General features: G+C 61.5%; 13 protein-coding genes. 2 read left to right on the forward strand and 11 right to left on the reverse strand.

The window, feature by feature from the left end; all coding sequences use genetic code 11:
* Positions 1-5 precede the first annotated feature (5 nt).
* From ACYCCG_RS14450 to ACYCCG_RS14500, 11 genes are all read right to left on the reverse strand, one after another.
* Positions 6-1427, reverse strand: coding sequence for an undecaprenyl-phosphate glucose phosphotransferase (locus tag ACYCCG_RS14450; RefSeq protein ID WP_339443221.1), 1422 nt, complete (start codon positions 1425-1427; stop codon positions 6-8).
* 178 nt (positions 1428-1605) lie between these two features.
* Positions 1606-2358: a WecB/TagA/CpsF family glycosyltransferase gene (locus ACYCCG_RS14455; protein WP_339443220.1), complete on the reverse strand. Its 753-nt coding sequence runs from the start codon at positions 2356-2358 to the stop codon at positions 1606-1608.
* Positions 2358-3545, reverse strand: a complete 1188-nt coding sequence (locus tag ACYCCG_RS14460; RefSeq protein ID WP_459670889.1) for a glycosyltransferase family 2 protein — start codon at positions 3543-3545, stop codon at positions 2358-2360. The genes ACYCCG_RS14455 and ACYCCG_RS14460 overlap by 1 nt, the downstream gene beginning before the upstream one ends.
* On the reverse strand, positions 3542-4744 hold the full coding sequence (locus ACYCCG_RS14465; protein ID WP_459670891.1) for a glycosyltransferase: 1203 nt from the start codon (positions 4742-4744) through the stop codon (positions 3542-3544). Before ACYCCG_RS14465 ends, ACYCCG_RS14460 begins: the two co-directional genes overlap by 4 nt.
* A 49-nt stretch (positions 4745-4793) precedes the next feature.
* Positions 4794-5798, reverse strand: coding sequence for a VirK/YbjX family protein (locus tag ACYCCG_RS14470; protein WP_176684290.1), 1005 nt, complete (start codon positions 5796-5798; stop codon positions 4794-4796).
* A gap of 9 nt (positions 5799-5807) precedes the next feature.
* Complete coding sequence (locus ACYCCG_RS14475) at positions 5808-6785, reverse strand: glycosyltransferase family 2 protein (RefSeq protein ID WP_209966219.1); 978 nt, start codon at positions 6783-6785, stop codon at positions 5808-5810.
* Positions 6786-6790: 5 nt separating this feature from the next.
* Positions 6791-7315: a serine O-acetyltransferase gene (locus tag ACYCCG_RS14480; protein ID WP_054888344.1), complete on the reverse strand. Its 525-nt coding sequence runs from the start codon at positions 7313-7315 to the stop codon at positions 6791-6793.
* Between the two features lie 8 nt (positions 7316-7323).
* Positions 7324-8280 carry a glycosyltransferase family 2 protein gene (locus tag ACYCCG_RS14485; protein ID WP_176684292.1) on the reverse strand — a complete coding sequence of 319 codons (957 nt, stop codon included), beginning with the start codon at positions 8278-8280 and terminating at the stop codon, positions 7324-7326.
* A 1-nt stretch (position 8281) separates the two neighbouring features.
* Entirely contained in the window at positions 8282-8890 is a 609-nt protein-coding gene (locus tag ACYCCG_RS14490) for an acyltransferase (RefSeq protein WP_176684293.1), read from the reverse strand.
* A 103-nt stretch (positions 8891-8993) separates the two neighbouring features.
* Positions 8994-10460, reverse strand: a complete 1467-nt coding sequence (locus ACYCCG_RS14495; protein ID WP_339533432.1) for a GMC family oxidoreductase — start codon at positions 10458-10460, stop codon at positions 8994-8996.
* Positions 10461-10696: 236 nt separating this feature from the next.
* Positions 10697-12073: an oligosaccharide flippase family protein gene (locus tag ACYCCG_RS14500; RefSeq protein WP_176684295.1), complete on the reverse strand. Its 1377-nt coding sequence runs from the start codon at positions 12071-12073 to the stop codon at positions 10697-10699.
* Between the two features lie 95 nt (positions 12074-12168).
* On the opposite strand from ACYCCG_RS14500, the gene ACYCCG_RS14505 reads away from it, so the two are divergent.
* Positions 12169-13695: an O-antigen ligase family protein gene (locus ACYCCG_RS14505; RefSeq protein ID WP_459670894.1), complete on the forward strand. Its 1527-nt coding sequence runs from the start codon at positions 12169-12171 to the stop codon at positions 13693-13695.
* 5 nt (positions 13696-13700) lie between these two features.
* On the forward strand, positions 13701-16301 hold the full coding sequence (locus ACYCCG_RS14510) for a glycoside hydrolase 5 family protein (RefSeq protein WP_459670896.1): 2601 nt from the start codon (positions 13701-13703) through the stop codon (positions 16299-16301).
* Positions 16302-16334 lie beyond the last annotated feature (33 nt).

A 16334-nucleotide genomic window follows, 5' to 3' on the forward strand; every position in this document is an offset into this window, starting at 1 on the left:
GTTGCTCAATAAGCCTGCTTACCCGTAAAGGCATTGAGCGTGCGCACCAGAATCACAAAGTCCAGCCACAACGACCAGTTGTTGATGTACTCGATGTCCGAGTCGACCCGCTGGATCATTTGCTCGATATCCTTGGTCTCCCCCCTGAACCCGCGCACCTGCGCCAAACCCGTCATGCCTGGCTTGATATTGTGGCGGGCAAAGTAGTCGACGATATCCTGCGAATACAGGGTGTCATGTTGCAAGGCGTGTGGCCGCGGCCCTACCAGGGACATTTCCCCGGTCAGTACATTGAACAATTGTGGCAGTTCATCAAGGCTTGTACGCCGGATGAAGGCACCGACCCGGGTCAACCGTGGGTCATTCTTCTGCGCCTGCTTGACCACCCCTTCTTCCGGTTGGTGAACATGCATGCTGCGAAACTTCCAGATACGGAACGATTCGCCTGTCCAGCCGGTACGTTCCTGGCGGAAGAACACCGGCCCGCGGCTATCGATCTTGATGGCCAGCGCAACAGCCAGCAGCACGGGTGATGCAAACAGCAAAATCAACGCGGCCAGCACCCGGTCCTCAAGGTTTTTCAAGAACAGGCTCATGCCCGTCAAGGGTGTCTCCGACAAGGTCAGCACCGGAATGCCGGCAATTTCCCGCACGCTGTGGTTGATCAGGCGCAACGAGAAGATATCCGGCACCCAGTTCACCGCAATGCACTTGTCGAGCAACTTGAAATACACGTCGTTGATGACCTCGGAGCCACCCAGTGGCGTCACCAGATACACCGTACGAATGCCGTGCTGGGCCACCAGTTCGTCGAGGTCGCCAATATGCCCCAGCACCGGCAGGCGCTGCTTGCCCTCGGCACTCTCCAGCCCCTGCCCGTCGCCTTTGTCGAGTAGCACGCACCCCAGCACCCGCTCGCCGAACCACGGGTTGTTGCTGATTTTCTGATACAGGAAGTTGGCCAGGTCACCGTTGCCGATGATCAGCGCATTGTCCAGGCGCGCATGCGCGCTAAAGCGCTTTTGTAGTTCGCGCACGGCAAAATGCAAGAATAACTGGGCAAAATAACCAATGACGAACAGTTGCACCACCAATAGCCGTGAATAGGTTTCGCTCTGTTTGGTCAGGAACGCCATGACGACCAGGAAGCAAAACGTTGCCGACCAGGCCTTGAACAGGCGGAACGCCTTGATCGAAAGCCCGACATTGGTGCGGTAGATCGCATAATGATCATAAATGACTGCCAGTGCGCCAATCAGCAACAGCAGCATGATCACGTAATCGGATGTGATATAGCCGAACTGGTCGTAGATCAGGTACCAGGCAATACCGGTGACGGCAATACCATCGAGGCCGGCCTGGATGGCGTTACTGACACTGCTTCTTCTCTGGAGTAAGGAACGACTGCTTCTGGGTTCGAAAACCATTTCAGACCTCATCAAAATGAGCGTAGCAAGTGCCTTCCATCAAACAGCAAGTCTTGAAAACAGACTTATGCAAAGCCAGTGCAGCAGGTTCGTGGAGCCTTCAAGCCATTGATATCACTGTAGCAGCCACCCGCTAGTGGCGTATCCGGAATCACGGCTTGTGCGAATTTTGACCGATTCACAGGGCCCGCCTGGCCGAAACCGCCGCCCTCCGGTACAACAGGGTGCGCAACAGGAATAGCGGATTGCCCACCACATAACGCATGAACAGGCGCTTGGGCTCGCGCAGCAGCCGGTACAACCACTCGCCCCCCAAACGCCGCAGCCATTCGGGGGCACGGCTGACCTTGCCGCCGAGAAAATCCAGGATCGCCCCACCGCACACGATCAGGCATGGCCCACCAGTGGCTGCCAACTCCGCTGCCACCGCCTCCTGCTTGGGCATGCCCATGCCCAGCACGATCAGCTCGGGCTGCTGCTTGCGGGCCAACTGCAGATAGGTTTCAACGCTGGCAAAGCCATCGTGAACCGACACTGGCACGATGCCAAACTCGGCTTTACAGCGCTGCGCAGCCTGGTCCAGGTAGGGTTGCCGGGTGCCCCAGAAGGCGACCTTGCGCCCTCGGTAAGCAGCCATGAGCCTGGGAATGAAGTCAGTGCCATTCATGTTGAGCCCGGGCTCCAGGCCCAGGCCGCGATACAGGATCGCCATGCCGGCGCCATCGCGCAGCAGCACATCTGCGGCCGACAGTGCCTGGCTGTAGCCACCATCGCGCACCACCAGGTTCATCGCATGGGCGTTGACGAAACCCAGCACGGTGCCCGTGTCCGGCGTGGCCAGGCGGTCGAGCAGATGCTGCACGGCGGCGTCATCAGCGATCACGTCCAGTTGGTCGATCACTCGCTTCCAGCGATTCTGCCACTGAGCCATCAGTCGTCATCCCGTTTTGAACGCACCCATTCAACCTGGCGCTTGATCAGGAAGCTCAGGTACAAGGGAATTTTCCTGGCCGCGTAGAACGGCGCGTACAACAACACCGAAAACGGTATCACTTCACGACAGAAGCGCGCCCAGGCCAACACCACGGCAAAGGCCAGCAAGGCCAAACCGGACAAGGCGAGCCACGCGGGCAGCGCCAGGCCGCACAGCAGGTACGCCAGCCAGGTCACCAGGTTAAGCCCGAGCAAGGCCAGTACCAGCAACGCCAGGGGCGGTACCAGCAGGTCCAGGGTCAAGGCCGCCAGGCTAGCGTTACGCTGGGTGATTGCAGCCTTCGCCCGTTTGGGTGCGTCGGCGAGCATCAAGCCCAGATGGCCATGCTCCCAGCGGGTGCGTTGGCTGTTGAGGCCTTGCTGACTGAGCGGGAACTGGCTCGTGACCAGTGCCTCGGGGCAGAAAGCCGGGGGCTTACCCTGCTGGCAAAGGTCCAGGCCCAGCTTCACATCCTCGACCAGATGACCATTGGCCAGGTTGATCAGGCTCAGATCGTGCCAGCCGAACGCCATGCCCGCGCCCATCAACTGGCATGGCAGGCCCAGGCGCGCCCAGCCGCGTGGCCGCACCAGGTTCTTGACCCGCCAGGCAAACTCGGCAACCTGCACTCTCAACCCGGCACCTGCCGGTGCACGCATCAGGTACAGCGACTGTACCGGGCGCCCAAGTTCGAGGCAGCGGCGCGCCAGGCAGTCGATCGCCCCCTCGCCCACCTGACAGTCGGCATCCACCACGATGACCACCTCGGGCGGCCGCTGAGCCAGGTGGCGCACGCCGAAATCCAATGCGTAACCTTTGCCGCGCAAGCGCGTATCGCGGCGCTCTACCACTTCGGCGCCGGACGCGCGTGCCAACCGGGCCGTGTCATCCGAACAGTTGTCTGCCACGACCAGCAAGCGGTCGCCGTCCAGCAGCTGCGGCGTAACGCTGGCCAGCATCGCACGAATGACCAACGCCTCATCGTGGGCGGGCACCAACACCGCCACTCGCGGGCGCTCGCCAATGCCCTCGGGCCTCGACCGCGCCGGCAGGCAAGCCAGCAACACTTGCAACACCAGCACCGACACCGGTACCAGGACGATGATCGCCAACAGGCCCAGTAACCAACCCAATACACTTATCATGCGTATGCCTTGAAATAGCCGGCCAGCCTGGCCGCCTCGGTGTCGATGTCATGCCGTTGCACTACACGCTGGTAGGCCACCTCGCCCATGCGCTGCAGTACCTCGGCCGGTTGCGCCAGGCAGTCGGCCATGGCTGTTGCCAGCTCGTCCACGGCACCGGCAGGGAACAACCAGCCGTTTTCGCCAGGCCGTACCAGCTCGGGGATACCCGCTACATAGGTGGTCAGCACGGGCCGGCGCAAGGCCATGGCCTCCATGATGACCACGGGCAAGCCCTCGGCGAAGCTGGGTAGCACCAGCGCACGGGCGGCCAGGATTTCCTCGCGTACCTGCGCACTGCTGATCCAACCGGTGATACGCACTTGCTGCTGCAAGCCGTGCCGGGCAATCAAGGCCTCGATCTGCTTGCGCATTTCACCGTCACCCGCCAGCACCAGCTCGAAGGCGATCGACTGGGCAGCGAGACAGCGCGCCGCTTCCAGCAACAGCAGCTGGCCCTTCTGTTCGCACAGGCGCCCGACACACACCAGCCTTGGTGCCGGCGGCACATTGACCGGCGCCACCTCATGAAAGCCACGCTCCAGGCCGCAATGCACCACCTTCACCTTGCCCCACTGCTCGTGCGCCACCCAACGGTACAGCTGGCTGCGCCCGTACGAGCTCACCGCCGCGACAAAGGCGGCGCGCCGTACTTTCTCACCCAAGTGCAGGAACTGTGGTTTGTCGAATTCTTCAGGGCCGTGCACGGTAAAGCTGTATGCCGGCCCGCCCAGGGCGTTGGCCAGCATGACCACTTCAGTAGAGTTGGTGCCGAAATGCGCGTGCACATGTGTCGCCTCCCCTGCCTGCAACCACTGCAGCACCTGGCAGGCCTCGGCCAGGTAGACCAGGTGGTAGGGCCAGGCACGGTCGGCCCGCAAGCCGAGGCGCATGGCCAGCCACAGCGCCTGGAAAAACCGCCGCGGCTGCGTACGCAGTACCTGCCACGTCGGTGCCAACAACCCCTTGAGCCCACCTTGCAATACGTAGCGGGTCTTGCCCCGTTCGGTTGTGTCCTCGGCATCCTGCACTTCGGCGTCCCACCCACGCAGGGCTATACGTTGCACCTCGACCCCTTGGCGCTCCAGCGCCAGAATTTCGCGACGGATGAAACTGTGACTGACTTTCGGGTACTGATTGATGAAGTAAGCAATGCGCATACGAATCCAGATCCAAACCCGCTTGATGACCAACCTTCCCTGGCAACCTTCACTTCAGGCTGTCGACTACGGGCGGTCCGTCTACTGCCGATGCACTCACAGCAAATGCATCCCCCTGTTTTCCTTGTAGTCCAAGGTTGTGATTGCTGCTTGGCAATGCTGCCTGCAAACGGGTGAAAACATCGTCGAGCAATGCCTGGCGGCGGCGGTACATCGCCCGTTTCTTGGCCGGGATGTCAGTTTCCGCCCGTTGCGCCGGCGCTAATGGCAGGCTGAAAAAATCCTCACGGTCAGACGCTGTGGCACCGTGTTCTTGCCAGATCACGTCGTAGTTGGCCGCCAGGTCCTGGCCCTTGTCGCTGCCAAAATAGGGATGGCGATGGTGCCGGCAGGCGTCGCTGACGGCATACAGCTGCGTCACACCCAGGGTCCTGCCCAGGCATTTCAACGCTTCGAGCAACAGGCTGCGTGGCCGCAGCCCTTCGAAGTCCTTGGTCAGGTCACGGTAGATGGCCAGCGAGGTTTCGCTGTCGACGCCTTTGTGGATGCCCTGCACCGCACCGATGAACAGACTTGTCTCACCCTGGCTGCGGCCCAGGGTGAAGGCCAGGGATGCCACACGCAGGTCGGCCTGGAACAAGTTAAGCACCAGTTCGCCTTCGCGCTTGAACCAGATTGGCCGGTCCAGTACCAGGCAGCAGCCCGGCGAATGGCTGGACAGGTCACACAGCCTCAGGTTTTCGTCGCGGCCCAGCAACAGCAACGCCGGGAATTGCCCCGCCACCCGTTCAAAGTGTGAAGCCACCACATCCAGACGCTGTGGCGCCTCCCAGCATCGGCTGATGTAAGGCCATTGCACGACACCGATACAATCCACACCCAGACGCTGCAGACCATGGGGGCCCAGCGCCGCCGTCATGCGCTGCATGAACCCGTTCAGCTCAGGCCACTGCCTGGCGATCTGCCGCGCCAACTTGTACTTGTTGTGCAACGCCCGCAACGAGTATCCCGGTTGCAAGATAAACACACTTTTCACGAGGGTGCCGAGCTTCATGGGTTTCTCTCACTTGTACTCGATCAAAGCCGATTTGCCAGCCGCAAGACGGTGGCGCAGGAACTTCAGCTGGCCGAGCATTTCCGGAAATTTGCCCAACACCAGGAACACAGCCTGCAGCCAGTTCTCGCGCGTCGACTTGCCGCCGCGGCGGGCCAGACGCACGGCCTGCAGTGGGTAGATCAACAGCAAGAGCAGGCCCCAGCCGCCCAGCAGCAGGCAGGCCAGCGCGATCACCAAAGGTATGCCCAGGCCCCACAACCAGGCCCGACGTGACTCGCGCAGCCAGTGCCGCTCGGGTGGCTGGCCATGCAAGTAGGCGCCCTCGGCATAGGCATGCCCAGCGCGCAGGCTACGCCGCCACCACTGGCTGAAACGGGTCATGTCGGCATCGTGCAGCGTCATCTCGGCAGCCAGTCGCCAGACTTTCCAGCCGTTGGCCCGCAAACGCACGCACAGTTCCGGCTCTTCTCCGGCGATCAGGTCAGGACGGAAGCCACCCACGGCAGCAAAGGCGTCTGCCCGCATCAGCGCATCGCCGCCACAGGCCTTGGCCTCACCGACCGGGGTATCCCATTCCAGGTCGCACAGCAAGTTGTACACCGAGCGCTGCGGGAAGCGCTCACGCCGGCGACCACACACCACTGCCACTGTGGGGTGCTGCTCAAGAAAAGCCTGCGCAGTGGGCAGCCAGGTGGCATTCACCTCGCAGTCGCCATCGACGAACTGTACCAGTTGCATCGATGGCAACAGGCGCTGCAAGGCGGCAAAACCTTCATTGCGGGCGCGTGCGGCAGTGAACGGGATACTCATGTCCAGCGCCAGCACTGCCACGCCAAGGTTGGCGGCCAATTGCAGCGAACCATCGGTGGACCCCGAGTCGACGTACATGACCTTGTCCGCCCCCTGCGCCAGCGAAACAAGGCAGCGCTCGAGACGCTGGCCCTCATTGCGGCCGATCACCACCACGCCGATCACCGTTGCCATAGGCCTCACTCGACCGATGCCGTGGCGGCCGGTTGCCGGGCCTTGATGATGGCCGGCACCCCCACTGCCAGTGAATTGTCAGGCACATCTACCAGCACGACGGCATTGGCGCCGATGATGACGTTGTTGCCGATGCGAATACTGCCCAGCACCTTGGCCCCGGTACCAATGTCGACGTTATTGCCGAACACCGGGGCAATCGGCTCGTCGACATTCTTCAGGCCCACCACCACGCCGTTGCGGATACGGCAGTCATCGCCGAAGCGGGCATAGCCGCTGACAACGATGCCGCCAAAATGATCGATGACGAAGTTGCGCCCGATCACCACCTCGCAAGGCAGTTCGATACCGGTGATGATCTGGACGAACTTGAACAGCACCTTGTAGATGAGCGAGCACAGTTTGCGCAGCAGTGCCGGGCGCAGCGTATAACGCCAGCGGCCAAAGCGGTACACCAGCAATACCCAGAAGCCCTGGGCGCCCCAGTCCCCGCCATGGGCACGCAGGTCGGCGCGAATATTCTCGAACATGGCTCCACCTACCTTGTCGGTTGGCTGGCGTACCGGGTCTTGAACAGCAATGACCAGGTTGCCCGGCAATGACGCCAGCAGGCTTGGATGGCGCCCCAGCCGCGTCGTTTCAACAGCGCCTTGAGTGCCAGCACCAGGTCGCCCAGCGTGACCAGCAGCATGTGCAGGGCCAGCCCCGCCACCCCATGATGCTTGCGGAAGTACAGCAGCTCGCTTTCGATCTGGTAGGACGAGATCTGCCGGCTGGCGGCCTCCAGCTCCGCCACCGACTTGGAACTTTCGCCACCGATGTGCACCACCGTGGTATGCGGGTAGTACACCACTTTCCAGCCCGCCTCCTTCACCCGCTTGCAGTGGTCCACCTCTTCGTAATAAAGGAAGTAGCGCGGGTCGAACAACCCCACCTTGTCGAGCACTTCGCGGCGCACCAGGTAGAAGCAGCCGGGCAACCAGTCACATTCGCGCACCGAAGCGTGGTCCCAGTTCATGTCGTCGACCATCTTCAGCCCTGGGAAGAACCGCCCCAGCCCGGTGCGCCCGACGAACACATTGAGCGGCGTGGGGAAGTAGCGACAACTGGGCTGCAGGTCGCCATCGCGCCCCTCCAGGCGCACCCCCAGTACGCCGCACTCCGGGTGGGCGTCCATGTAGTCGAGCGTTTTCTGCAGTGAGTCGGTGGCAACGAAGGCATCGGTATTGAGCAGCAAGGCATACTTGCCCTTGAGGTGCGCCAACAACTGGTTGTTGGCCCGGCCGAAACCCACGTTCTGCTTGTTGCTCAGCAGCAGTGCCTCGGGGCACACCTGGGCCATGCGCTGCACCGAATCATCGCGCGAGGCATTGTCCACCACCAGGTAACTGGCCAGCCGCTCGCTGTCGGCCCGGCGCAGCGCATCGAACATCGGCTGCAGCAGTCCAGCGGTATTGAAGTTGACCACCATGACATCCACAGGTTTGCTAGCCATTTCAGCTGTCCCCGAAGAAATACTGACGTCTTTGCGCCATCAGCAGCGGTTCCACTTCCGGGTCGTAGGCACCGTTGCGCTCCTTCACCAGATCGATCCATGGGTAGGCTTCGCAACGTGCCTCGACCCGTTGGATCAGCTGCTCGGTGGTACAGATGAACACAGCCGGGTTACCACCATAGACAGTGCCTGGCGGCACGTCCTTGGTCACCACCGCCCCTGCGGCCACGATGGATTCAGGCCCGATGGTCACGCGAGGCATCACGATCGCACCATGGCCGATGAAGCAGTTGTCCTTGATGTCGATGAAGCCGACCGAATCCAGGTGCTTGCCAAAGCGATGCTCGATCAGCAATACCACCCCGTCGTGACCGATCAACGTGCAGTCGGACAAGCCCACGCTGTTACCGATACGTACCAGCGACGGGTCGAGAAACTTGCAGCCTGTATTGACGTAGAAATTGCTGCCGACCGAATGAAAGTTGCCCCATCGGGCCAGATAGGCCCCCCATTCAAGACCAGAGGGGTTGCAGAACCTCCTGTAGAATTTGCCACCTCGCCCGGTTGCATGGGCGTAATGCGCCACTGCCTTGCGTATCCATCCCTTCATACTGCCTGGCCTCGCGATCTGAACAATCTGGAGTGTCCTGAGGCGTTCCGGTCTCGTTCTTCTAGGTGCTGACCGCATCGCTCTCACCCGTGTACAACCTGCATCACGCTGCGGCGCTGCCGGCCGCTTTCATCTTGTTATCGAGGTGATCGGCCAGCCGCAAGGCAAATTGCAACAGCGGCATGGTCGGGTTGGAGGCGCCGCCCTTGGCAAAAATGCTGCTGCCGGCGACATACAGGTTTTCGGTACCGAACACCTTGCAGTTGGCATCGACCACACCGAACTGCGGCGAGGCGGCCATACGCGTGGTGCCCATGTGATGGGCATGGGGTGCCATTCTCAGCGGTATCGAGGTGTCGTAGACGAAATCGTTGAGCTTGACGAAACCCAGGTCCATGTCGGCGAACTGCTTGGCCAGTTCGCTGCCAATGCACTTGATGGTGTGCCGGTCTTCGGCGCTAAGCACCCAATTGACATTGACCTTGGCCACGCCCAGCGCATCCTTCTCGTCCAGCAGCGAGATGCGGCTGTGCAGGTTGGGGAACTGCTCGATCATGGTGCCGATCACGCCGTCACCGGGGCAGCTGAACTTGGCGACGAAGGCGACCTTGCTGGCAAACCCCATGTCGCAGGCCAGGCTCTCGAGAAAATACTTGACCTCGGCAGTGCGGCCATAGGTTCGCACATCAGCCAGCAAGGAGGCGGTGACATTGCCTTTACCGGCCTTGTACTCGTCGACGAAAGCATCGGTGGTGTAGTACTGGCGCGGTTCCGGGCTCTGCCCGGACTTGAGGATGAAAGTGCCCATTTCGATGTTCAGGTGTTCCATGAAACACCCGCCGACCAGCCCTTCCTTGCTCACCATGCCTGCGGCCACCAGGGTCTCGCTGTTCAACAGTTGCCGAGCATTCTCGATGGCGCCTGCGGCCAGAATGAAGTTGCTTGCCACCAGGCGTTGACGATTGCGCTCATAGTCGGACAAAACCACCGCAGCCAAGTGGCCGGAAGCCTTGTCGAACTCCAGGTCAACGCAATTACAGTGGATGAATACGTCCAGACCTGGGGTCTGTTCCAGTGCTGTAGCGTACTTTTGCGCAAAACGGGTCGGTGTGCTGAGCAGAAAGCAGTCCGCCTCGAAGTCACCGCCATCGAGGCCGGTATTCATCGCGCGAAATTCCGCGCCAGGCACCAGGTCGACAATCTCCATCGCTGCCGGCAGAAAGCCTTCGATCTCCGAGTAGGGAATTGGCCAACCCGGCAAGTCGCCTGGCGGGGCAACGGCAAAATCCGAAGGCGTGAATGGCCTGCACCGGCCAGCCCAGTGATTGGAGGTGCCCCCCAGGTAACGCAGGCGGGATTCCTCGGCATACAGCTCCAGGCCGGTGGATGAGCACGCGTACAAGTCTTGCGAGTACGCCGCATATTCGCGGCCCCCGCCTTCGGCGATCATTACGCTCCAGCCGGCGGCTGCCAGGCGCAAGCCCAGGGTTATACCCGCCGGGCCGGCCCCGATGATGCCGAAATCGTAGTGGTCGCGCAGCGCCTTCTGCTGCTGAAAGTCCTTGATCATGCTGACGCGTTCCGGAAGTAACGGGACGGTAATACCCAGCCGTTGATTACCACGAACCCGGGCTTTTCGACGGTCTTGCCAGCAACGGCCGCCGAGGCGCCGAACACTGCGCCCCCCACGCCGAGCAAGACACAGCTCTGGAGGAAGCCTCTACGACCCAACTGCGCAGTACAAAAAGTGAGCTTCCCCATGATCCCGTGACCTGTAGCCATGAAAGTTACACCCGGCAAACTGCGCTACAGCCAGTTGAAAAAGGCCGTCAGCAGTGCCCCGCACAGCGCCCCGACCAGCAACATCGGCAGTACCACCAGCTCACGTTTGAGGCTGAAGATATCCAGTTTGCAGTTCACGTACACAACCAGCACCAGCGTTGGCACAGCATGCAGGGCAACCCCCCAGATAGCCCACTCCACCCCGCCAATCGCCAGCAGCAGCGGCAACAGTCCCCACAACGAGACCAGGCGGATGATGTTGTCCATGGCCTGGTACTTGGTCAGGCCCAAGGCAATCCACACCTGATGAGCCAAGGTATAGCGCAATACGATGAACGATAGCGAAAGAATCGCCAGCATCGGCCCTGCTTCGCGGTAGCGATCGTCATACATCCAGCCAATCAGCAATGGGCTGGCGGTCAGGAACCCGCCACAAATGAACAGCACCAGCAGGTCGACCAGCAGCCGAAAGCGGAAATACAGCGCTTTCAGGCGCTGCTTGTCGTCGGCCCGGGCCGCTTCGCTGAAAGCAGGCAGCGCCACCGCGCCGACAATTTTCATGAGCGCGGTCTGCACCGCACCCAGGATCAGCACGGCGATCGAATACACACCCAGCTGCGCCGCCGACATGCTGGCACCAAACCACATACGGTCGCCGTACATCGCCAGCACGCCGACCATCGACGACAACAGGATCCAGCGGCCAAACACGATCAGTTCGGTCAGCGCCGAACGGTCCCAGCGCAGGTGGTTGGTGGGCCCCTCCAGGGCGGTATGCCCCAGCACGGTCCAGACCACCGCCGAAACCAGGCCTGATAACACCAGCGCCCAGATCGAATGGGTCAGCAAGCCCAGTACCAGCATGACCACCAGGCCGGCCACCTGCGAGCCAAGGTCGACCAGCACCACGCGCTTTTGTTGGAAAGTTCGTACCGCCACATCTATCTTGGTGGACTGGAAACCCCAGATGGCCGCCGACAAGCCGGTTACTGCCAGCACCATCGGCAGTACGGGAGCGGCATAGGTGGAGTCGGCCGGCCACAGCTCGGCCAGTTGCGCCAACCAAGCCCCCAGGGCCAGCAGCAGGGTAAGGGCAAACAGCAGGAAACCGCGGATGATCTGCACGGTCCAGGCGGTATTGAGAAAATCCGGATCGTCACCACGGTGGCTCTGGATGATGTTCTGGCGCAGGCCGACATCGGAAAGCAAATGCAGCAGTATCGAAACAGTGGTGGCAATGACCATCACCCCGAACATTTCCGGCAGCAGCAAGCGGGCCATGATCAGATTGCCGCCCAGGCGCATCACCTGTGAAGCCACCTGCGAGACCAGGTTCCACGACCCGGCTCTCAGGGCCCGCTTGCGCAGGCTCGCGGCGGCTGACACATCAATCGACGGCATGACTTCAATCTCTGACTGATTGGCTAAAAGTCACTATAGTTTCAATTAGCCATGATGCTAGCCGTTGCCCACCAAGGGAAAGGTGTACATAGCCAATGCCTGAACATTTTCGTGCGTTGATCGTCATCCTGTTTTTGGCGAGCGTGGTCTTCCTGATGGCGCGGCGGCCTGCCACCGACCTGATTCCGCTCAGCGACTACAAGCGCCGGCGCAATCTGTGGTTCCTGCTGACGCTGCTGGCTTTTTTCTCGCACAGCTTCTGGCTGTACCTGGGTGTGGGCGCGGTCGTCCTTTGGCTAGCCGGGCGCCGCGAGCACAACCCCTTGGCGCTGTTCTACATGCTGCTGTTCCTGATACCGCCAGCCTCGGTACAGGTGCCCGGGTTTGGCGTGGTCAACTATCTGGTCGACCTGAACCATATTCGCCTGTTGACCCTCTGCGTGCTGCTGCCGGCCGCGCTGCACCTGCGCCGGCAAAGTGACACCCAGCGCTTTGGCCGCACCTGGGCCGATAAATTGCTGGCGGCCGGCCTGCTGCTGATGAGCGTGCTCTATTTGCGCGAAACCACCCTTACCGACACGCTGCGCCAGGCGCTGTACCTGTATGTCGACGTACTCCTGCCGTATTACGTGGCCAGCCGTGGCCTGCGCCAGATCAGCGACTTCAAGGACACCCTGCTGGCCTTCGTGCTCGCCTCTTTCGTCATGGCACTGATCGCCGTGGCCGAGTATGTGCGCCACTGGCTGCTGTACAGCGCCCTGGTCGACGCCATGGGCGTACCCTGGAGCATGTCCGGCTACCTCAGCCGTGGCGGTGCGTTGCGGGCGAGCGTCACCACCGGCCAGGCGATTGTATTGGGTTACGTGATGAGCGTGGCCATCGGCCTGTTCCTGTTCGTGCAGGGCTATGTGCAACGCCCACTGCACAGGGCCATGGGTGCCCTGCTGTTGGCCGCCGGGCTGTTCGCGCCATTGTCACGCGGCCCGTGGGTCGGCACCTTGGTCATCGTGGTGGTGTTCATCGCCTTGGGCAAAGGTGCCTTCAAGCGCCTGGCGCTACTAGGTGCGGCTGGCATGCTGGCGTTGCCCTTGCTGACCGTGGTGCCCGGTGGCGACAAGGTGCTGGACCTGCTGCCGTTCATCGGCAACCTCGAGAAAGAGAACATCACCTACCGCGAGCGGTTGATGGACAACTCCTGGATCGTCATCCAGCGCAATCCGTTGTTCGGCTCCTTCGACTTCCGCAACACACCCGAAATGCAGGCGATGATCCAGGGCGATGGCATCATCGACATTGTCAACACCTACATCAACCTCGCGCTGCGGGTCGGCCTGATCGGGCTAGGCCTGTTCGTGGCGTTCTTTGCCGTGGTGCTGCTGGGTATCCGTAGAGCCATGCTCAGCTTCGCCGACAAGGACGACGAGCGACGACAGCTCGGCCGGGTGTTGCTGGCAACGCTGATCGGCATTCTGGTCATCATCTTCACGGTCAGCAGCATCACCTTCATCCCGGTGGTGTACTGGTCTATTGCTGGCCTGGGCGTGGCCTACATCCAGATTGTTCGCCGGCTGCACAACAGCCAGGTCATGGAACTGGCAGAACCCGACCTACAACTCAGGTAAAGTGCATGAACAGGCTGTCCCTGCGTCATTATGTGCGCCTTTCGGCCATTGCCGGCCTGGCCCTGCTGCCGCTGGCCAGCTGGGCTTCAGACTGGCAGGTCAGTGTCGATGAGCAAAATGGCTTGCCTATCGTGACACACGGCGGTGGCCCGGTCATGAAGGCCAAATTCGATTTCTGGGCTGCCAACTGGAGCTGGACCGGTTTCCATACCGACTTCAAGGTCAATGGCCCTTACCACTACACGCTGCAGGGCAAGAACAAGGAACTGGACTTCGACCTGCAGGCTGACATCCGTAAGGAACAAGCGCAAACCCTGAGCTGGGCCTTCGACCTCGACGCCCACAGCCGCCAGAGCGGTGTCATGGGAGGCGGCATGGTGTTCCAGTTCGACCCGGCGCAAATCGCCGGCGACATGGGAGCCCCGCAGTTGCTGCCCGACAACCGCGGCTGGACGTGGGGCAAGGCCGACCAGGGGCGACGCATCGAAATGCGTTTCGACCCGCCACTGGCCAAGGTCTATTTCGAGCGCGGCAACCCGTCCGAGCTGCGCGCATTCCTCTACAAGGACCCGATCAGCGCCGGCCGCCAACAGCTCAAGGCCGTGCTCAACGTGACCGGCGACATCGAACTCGGCCCTACCCCCAGCGAGCGCTTCGGCCTGGCAGACCCTGCCAACTGGCCTGATGACCAGCTGGACTGGCGCACCTCGCCGGTGGACCTGTCGTTCCTCAACGCAGCAGAAAAACCCGCCGGCAAGCGTGGCTTCGTCAAGGCGGTTGGCGACCAGTTGATGTTCGCCGACAACACCCCGGTACGCTTCTGGGGCACCAACCTGTCGGCCTACTCGCTGTTCAAAAGCCCCGACGACGAAATACGTCAACAGGCCAAACGCCTTTCGGCACTGGGCTTCAACCTGGTGCGTCTGCATCACCACGACTCGCCCTGGGTCAGCCCCAACGTATTTGGCGACGGCACCTTGGTGCGCGATACCCAGCAGCTCAGCGCCGAATCGCTGCGCAAGCTCGACCTGTGGATCAAGTCACTCAAGGACGAAGGCATCTACATCTGGCTGGACATGCATGTGCAGCGTGGGTTTACCGCCAACGACAATATTGAAGACATCAGGGAGCTGCCTGAAAAGGACGGCCGCGTCGACCTGAAGGGTTACGCCTACGTGAACGACAGCATGCGGCAAGCGATGAAACGCTTCGCCGAGCAGTACCTGACCCATGTGAACGAATACACGGGCCTGGCCTACAAGGACGACCCGGCCATCGCCGCCGTGCTGATCACCAACGAGAATGACCTGACCCAGCATTACGGCAACGCCCTGATGCCGAACAAGGATGTACCGCGCCACAGCGCGCGCTACATGACGGCGGCCAAGGCCTTTGCCAAACAGTTTGACCTGCCCGCCGACCTGACCTGGCGGGCCTGGGAGCATGGGCCGTCGAAGCTGTTGCTCAACGAACTGGAACAACGCTTCAATGCCGACATGATCGCCCACTTGCGCAGCGTGGGCGTGAAAGTCCCCATTGCTACCACCAGCACCTGGGGCGGCAATGGGCTTAGCGCACTGCCGGCACTGAGCGTTGGCGATGTCATCGACGCCCACAGCTACGGCGACACAGGCCAACTGGAGAAGAACCCACTGACCAGCGACGGCATGATCGACTGGATTGCTGCCGCCCAGGTCGTCGGCAAACCGCTGACCGTTACCGAGTGGAACGCCGAGCCCTTCCCACTGCCTGACCGCCATTCGCTGCCGATTTACATCGCCGGCACCGCCAGCCACCAAGGCTGGGACGCCATGCTGCAATACGCCTACAGCCAACAGGCGTTCAACCCGGGTTGGCGCACGGCGGACAACTGGCACGCGTACAACGACCCAGCGATGATCGCCACCCTGCCCGCCGCTGCCCTGCTCTATCGCCGTGCGGACGTAAAACCAGCCACCACTCGCTACGTGTTCGCACCGACACCTGCCACCCTGTACAACCAGGAGATCACCCCGCGTAACTCACCGCTGCTGCGCACGGCCATGGAAAAGGGCCAGTTGCAGATCGCCCTGCCACACACGCCGGAATTGCCTTGGCTGAAACCCGCACCCATCCCGGCAGACGCGCAGGTGCTGCACGACCCGGGGCAAGCGCTGCTGGCCGCCGATGCCACCGAGTCGGTGACCGACACTGGCGAACTCAGGCGCAACTGGCAACAAGGCATCTACACCATCGACACGCCATTGACCCAGGCCGCCAGCGGCTGGCTGGGCGGCCGCCCGATCAACCTGGGTTCCATTCAGATACATACGAAAACGCCTTACGCCAGCGTGGTGGTCCAGAGCCTGGACGGCAAGCCACTGGGTCAGTCGCGCGAGCTTCTGCTGTCTCTGGGCACCCGTGCGATGCCCAAGGCCGATGACAAGACGCCGTTCAATGTGGAGCCCCTTGAAGGCAGCCTGAACATCAAGGCACCCGCCGGCCTGAAACTGTTCGCCCGCGATGCACAGGTGCAGTTGAAACCGCTGCCGGTGGCCTACAAGGAGGGGCAATACACCATTACCTTCGACGGCACCTACATGTCCAACTGGCTATTCTTGAAATAGAGCATAGGGCCATCTACGCTCAGGTCACCTGTA

The sequence above is a fragment of the Pseudomonas sp. VEM90 genome (genome assembly GCF_054611535.1).

Bases quoted from the DNA above. Each gene is read 5' to 3' on its own strand.
- ACYCCG_RS14450 (WP_339443221.1), bottom strand. From the start codon at position 1,427: ATGGTTTTCGAACCCAGAAGCAGTCGTTCCTTACTCCAGAGAAGAAGC.
- ACYCCG_RS14455 (WP_339443220.1), bottom strand. From the start codon at position 2,358: ATGGCTCAGTGGCAGAATCGCTGGAAGCGAGTGATCGACCAACTGGAC.
- ACYCCG_RS14460 (WP_459670889.1), bottom strand. From the start codon at position 3,545: ATGATAAGTGTATTGGGTTGGTTACTGGGCCTGTTGGCGATCATCGTC.
- ACYCCG_RS14465 (WP_459670891.1), bottom strand. From the start codon at position 4,744: ATGCGCATTGCTTACTTCATCAATCAGTACCCGAAAGTCAGTCACAGT.
- ACYCCG_RS14470 (WP_176684290.1), bottom strand. From the start codon at position 5,798: ATGAAGCTCGGCACCCTCGTGAAAAGTGTGTTTATCTTGCAACCGGGA.
- ACYCCG_RS14475 (WP_209966219.1), bottom strand. From the start codon at position 6,785: ATGGCAACGGTGATCGGCGTGGTGGTGATCGGCCGCAATGAGGGCCAG.
- ACYCCG_RS14480 (WP_054888344.1), bottom strand. From the start codon at position 7,315: ATGTTCGAGAATATTCGCGCCGACCTGCGTGCCCATGGCGGGGACTGG.
- ACYCCG_RS14485 (WP_176684292.1), bottom strand. From the start codon at position 8,280: ATGGCTAGCAAACCTGTGGATGTCATGGTGGTCAACTTCAATACCGCT.
- ACYCCG_RS14490 (WP_176684293.1), bottom strand. From the start codon at position 8,890: ATGAAGGGATGGATACGCAAGGCAGTGGCGCATTACGCCCATGCAACC.
- ACYCCG_RS14495 (WP_339533432.1), bottom strand. From the start codon at position 10,460: ATGATCAAGGACTTTCAGCAGCAGAAGGCGCTGCGCGACCACTACGAT.
- ACYCCG_RS14500 (WP_176684295.1), bottom strand. From the start codon at position 12,073: ATGCCGTCGATTGATGTGTCAGCCGCCGCGAGCCTGCGCAAGCGGGCC.
- ACYCCG_RS14505 (WP_459670894.1), top strand. From the start codon at position 12,169: ATGCCTGAACATTTTCGTGCGTTGATCGTCATCCTGTTTTTGGCGAGC.
- ACYCCG_RS14510 (WP_459670896.1), top strand. From the start codon at position 13,701: ATGAACAGGCTGTCCCTGCGTCATTATGTGCGCCTTTCGGCCATTGCC.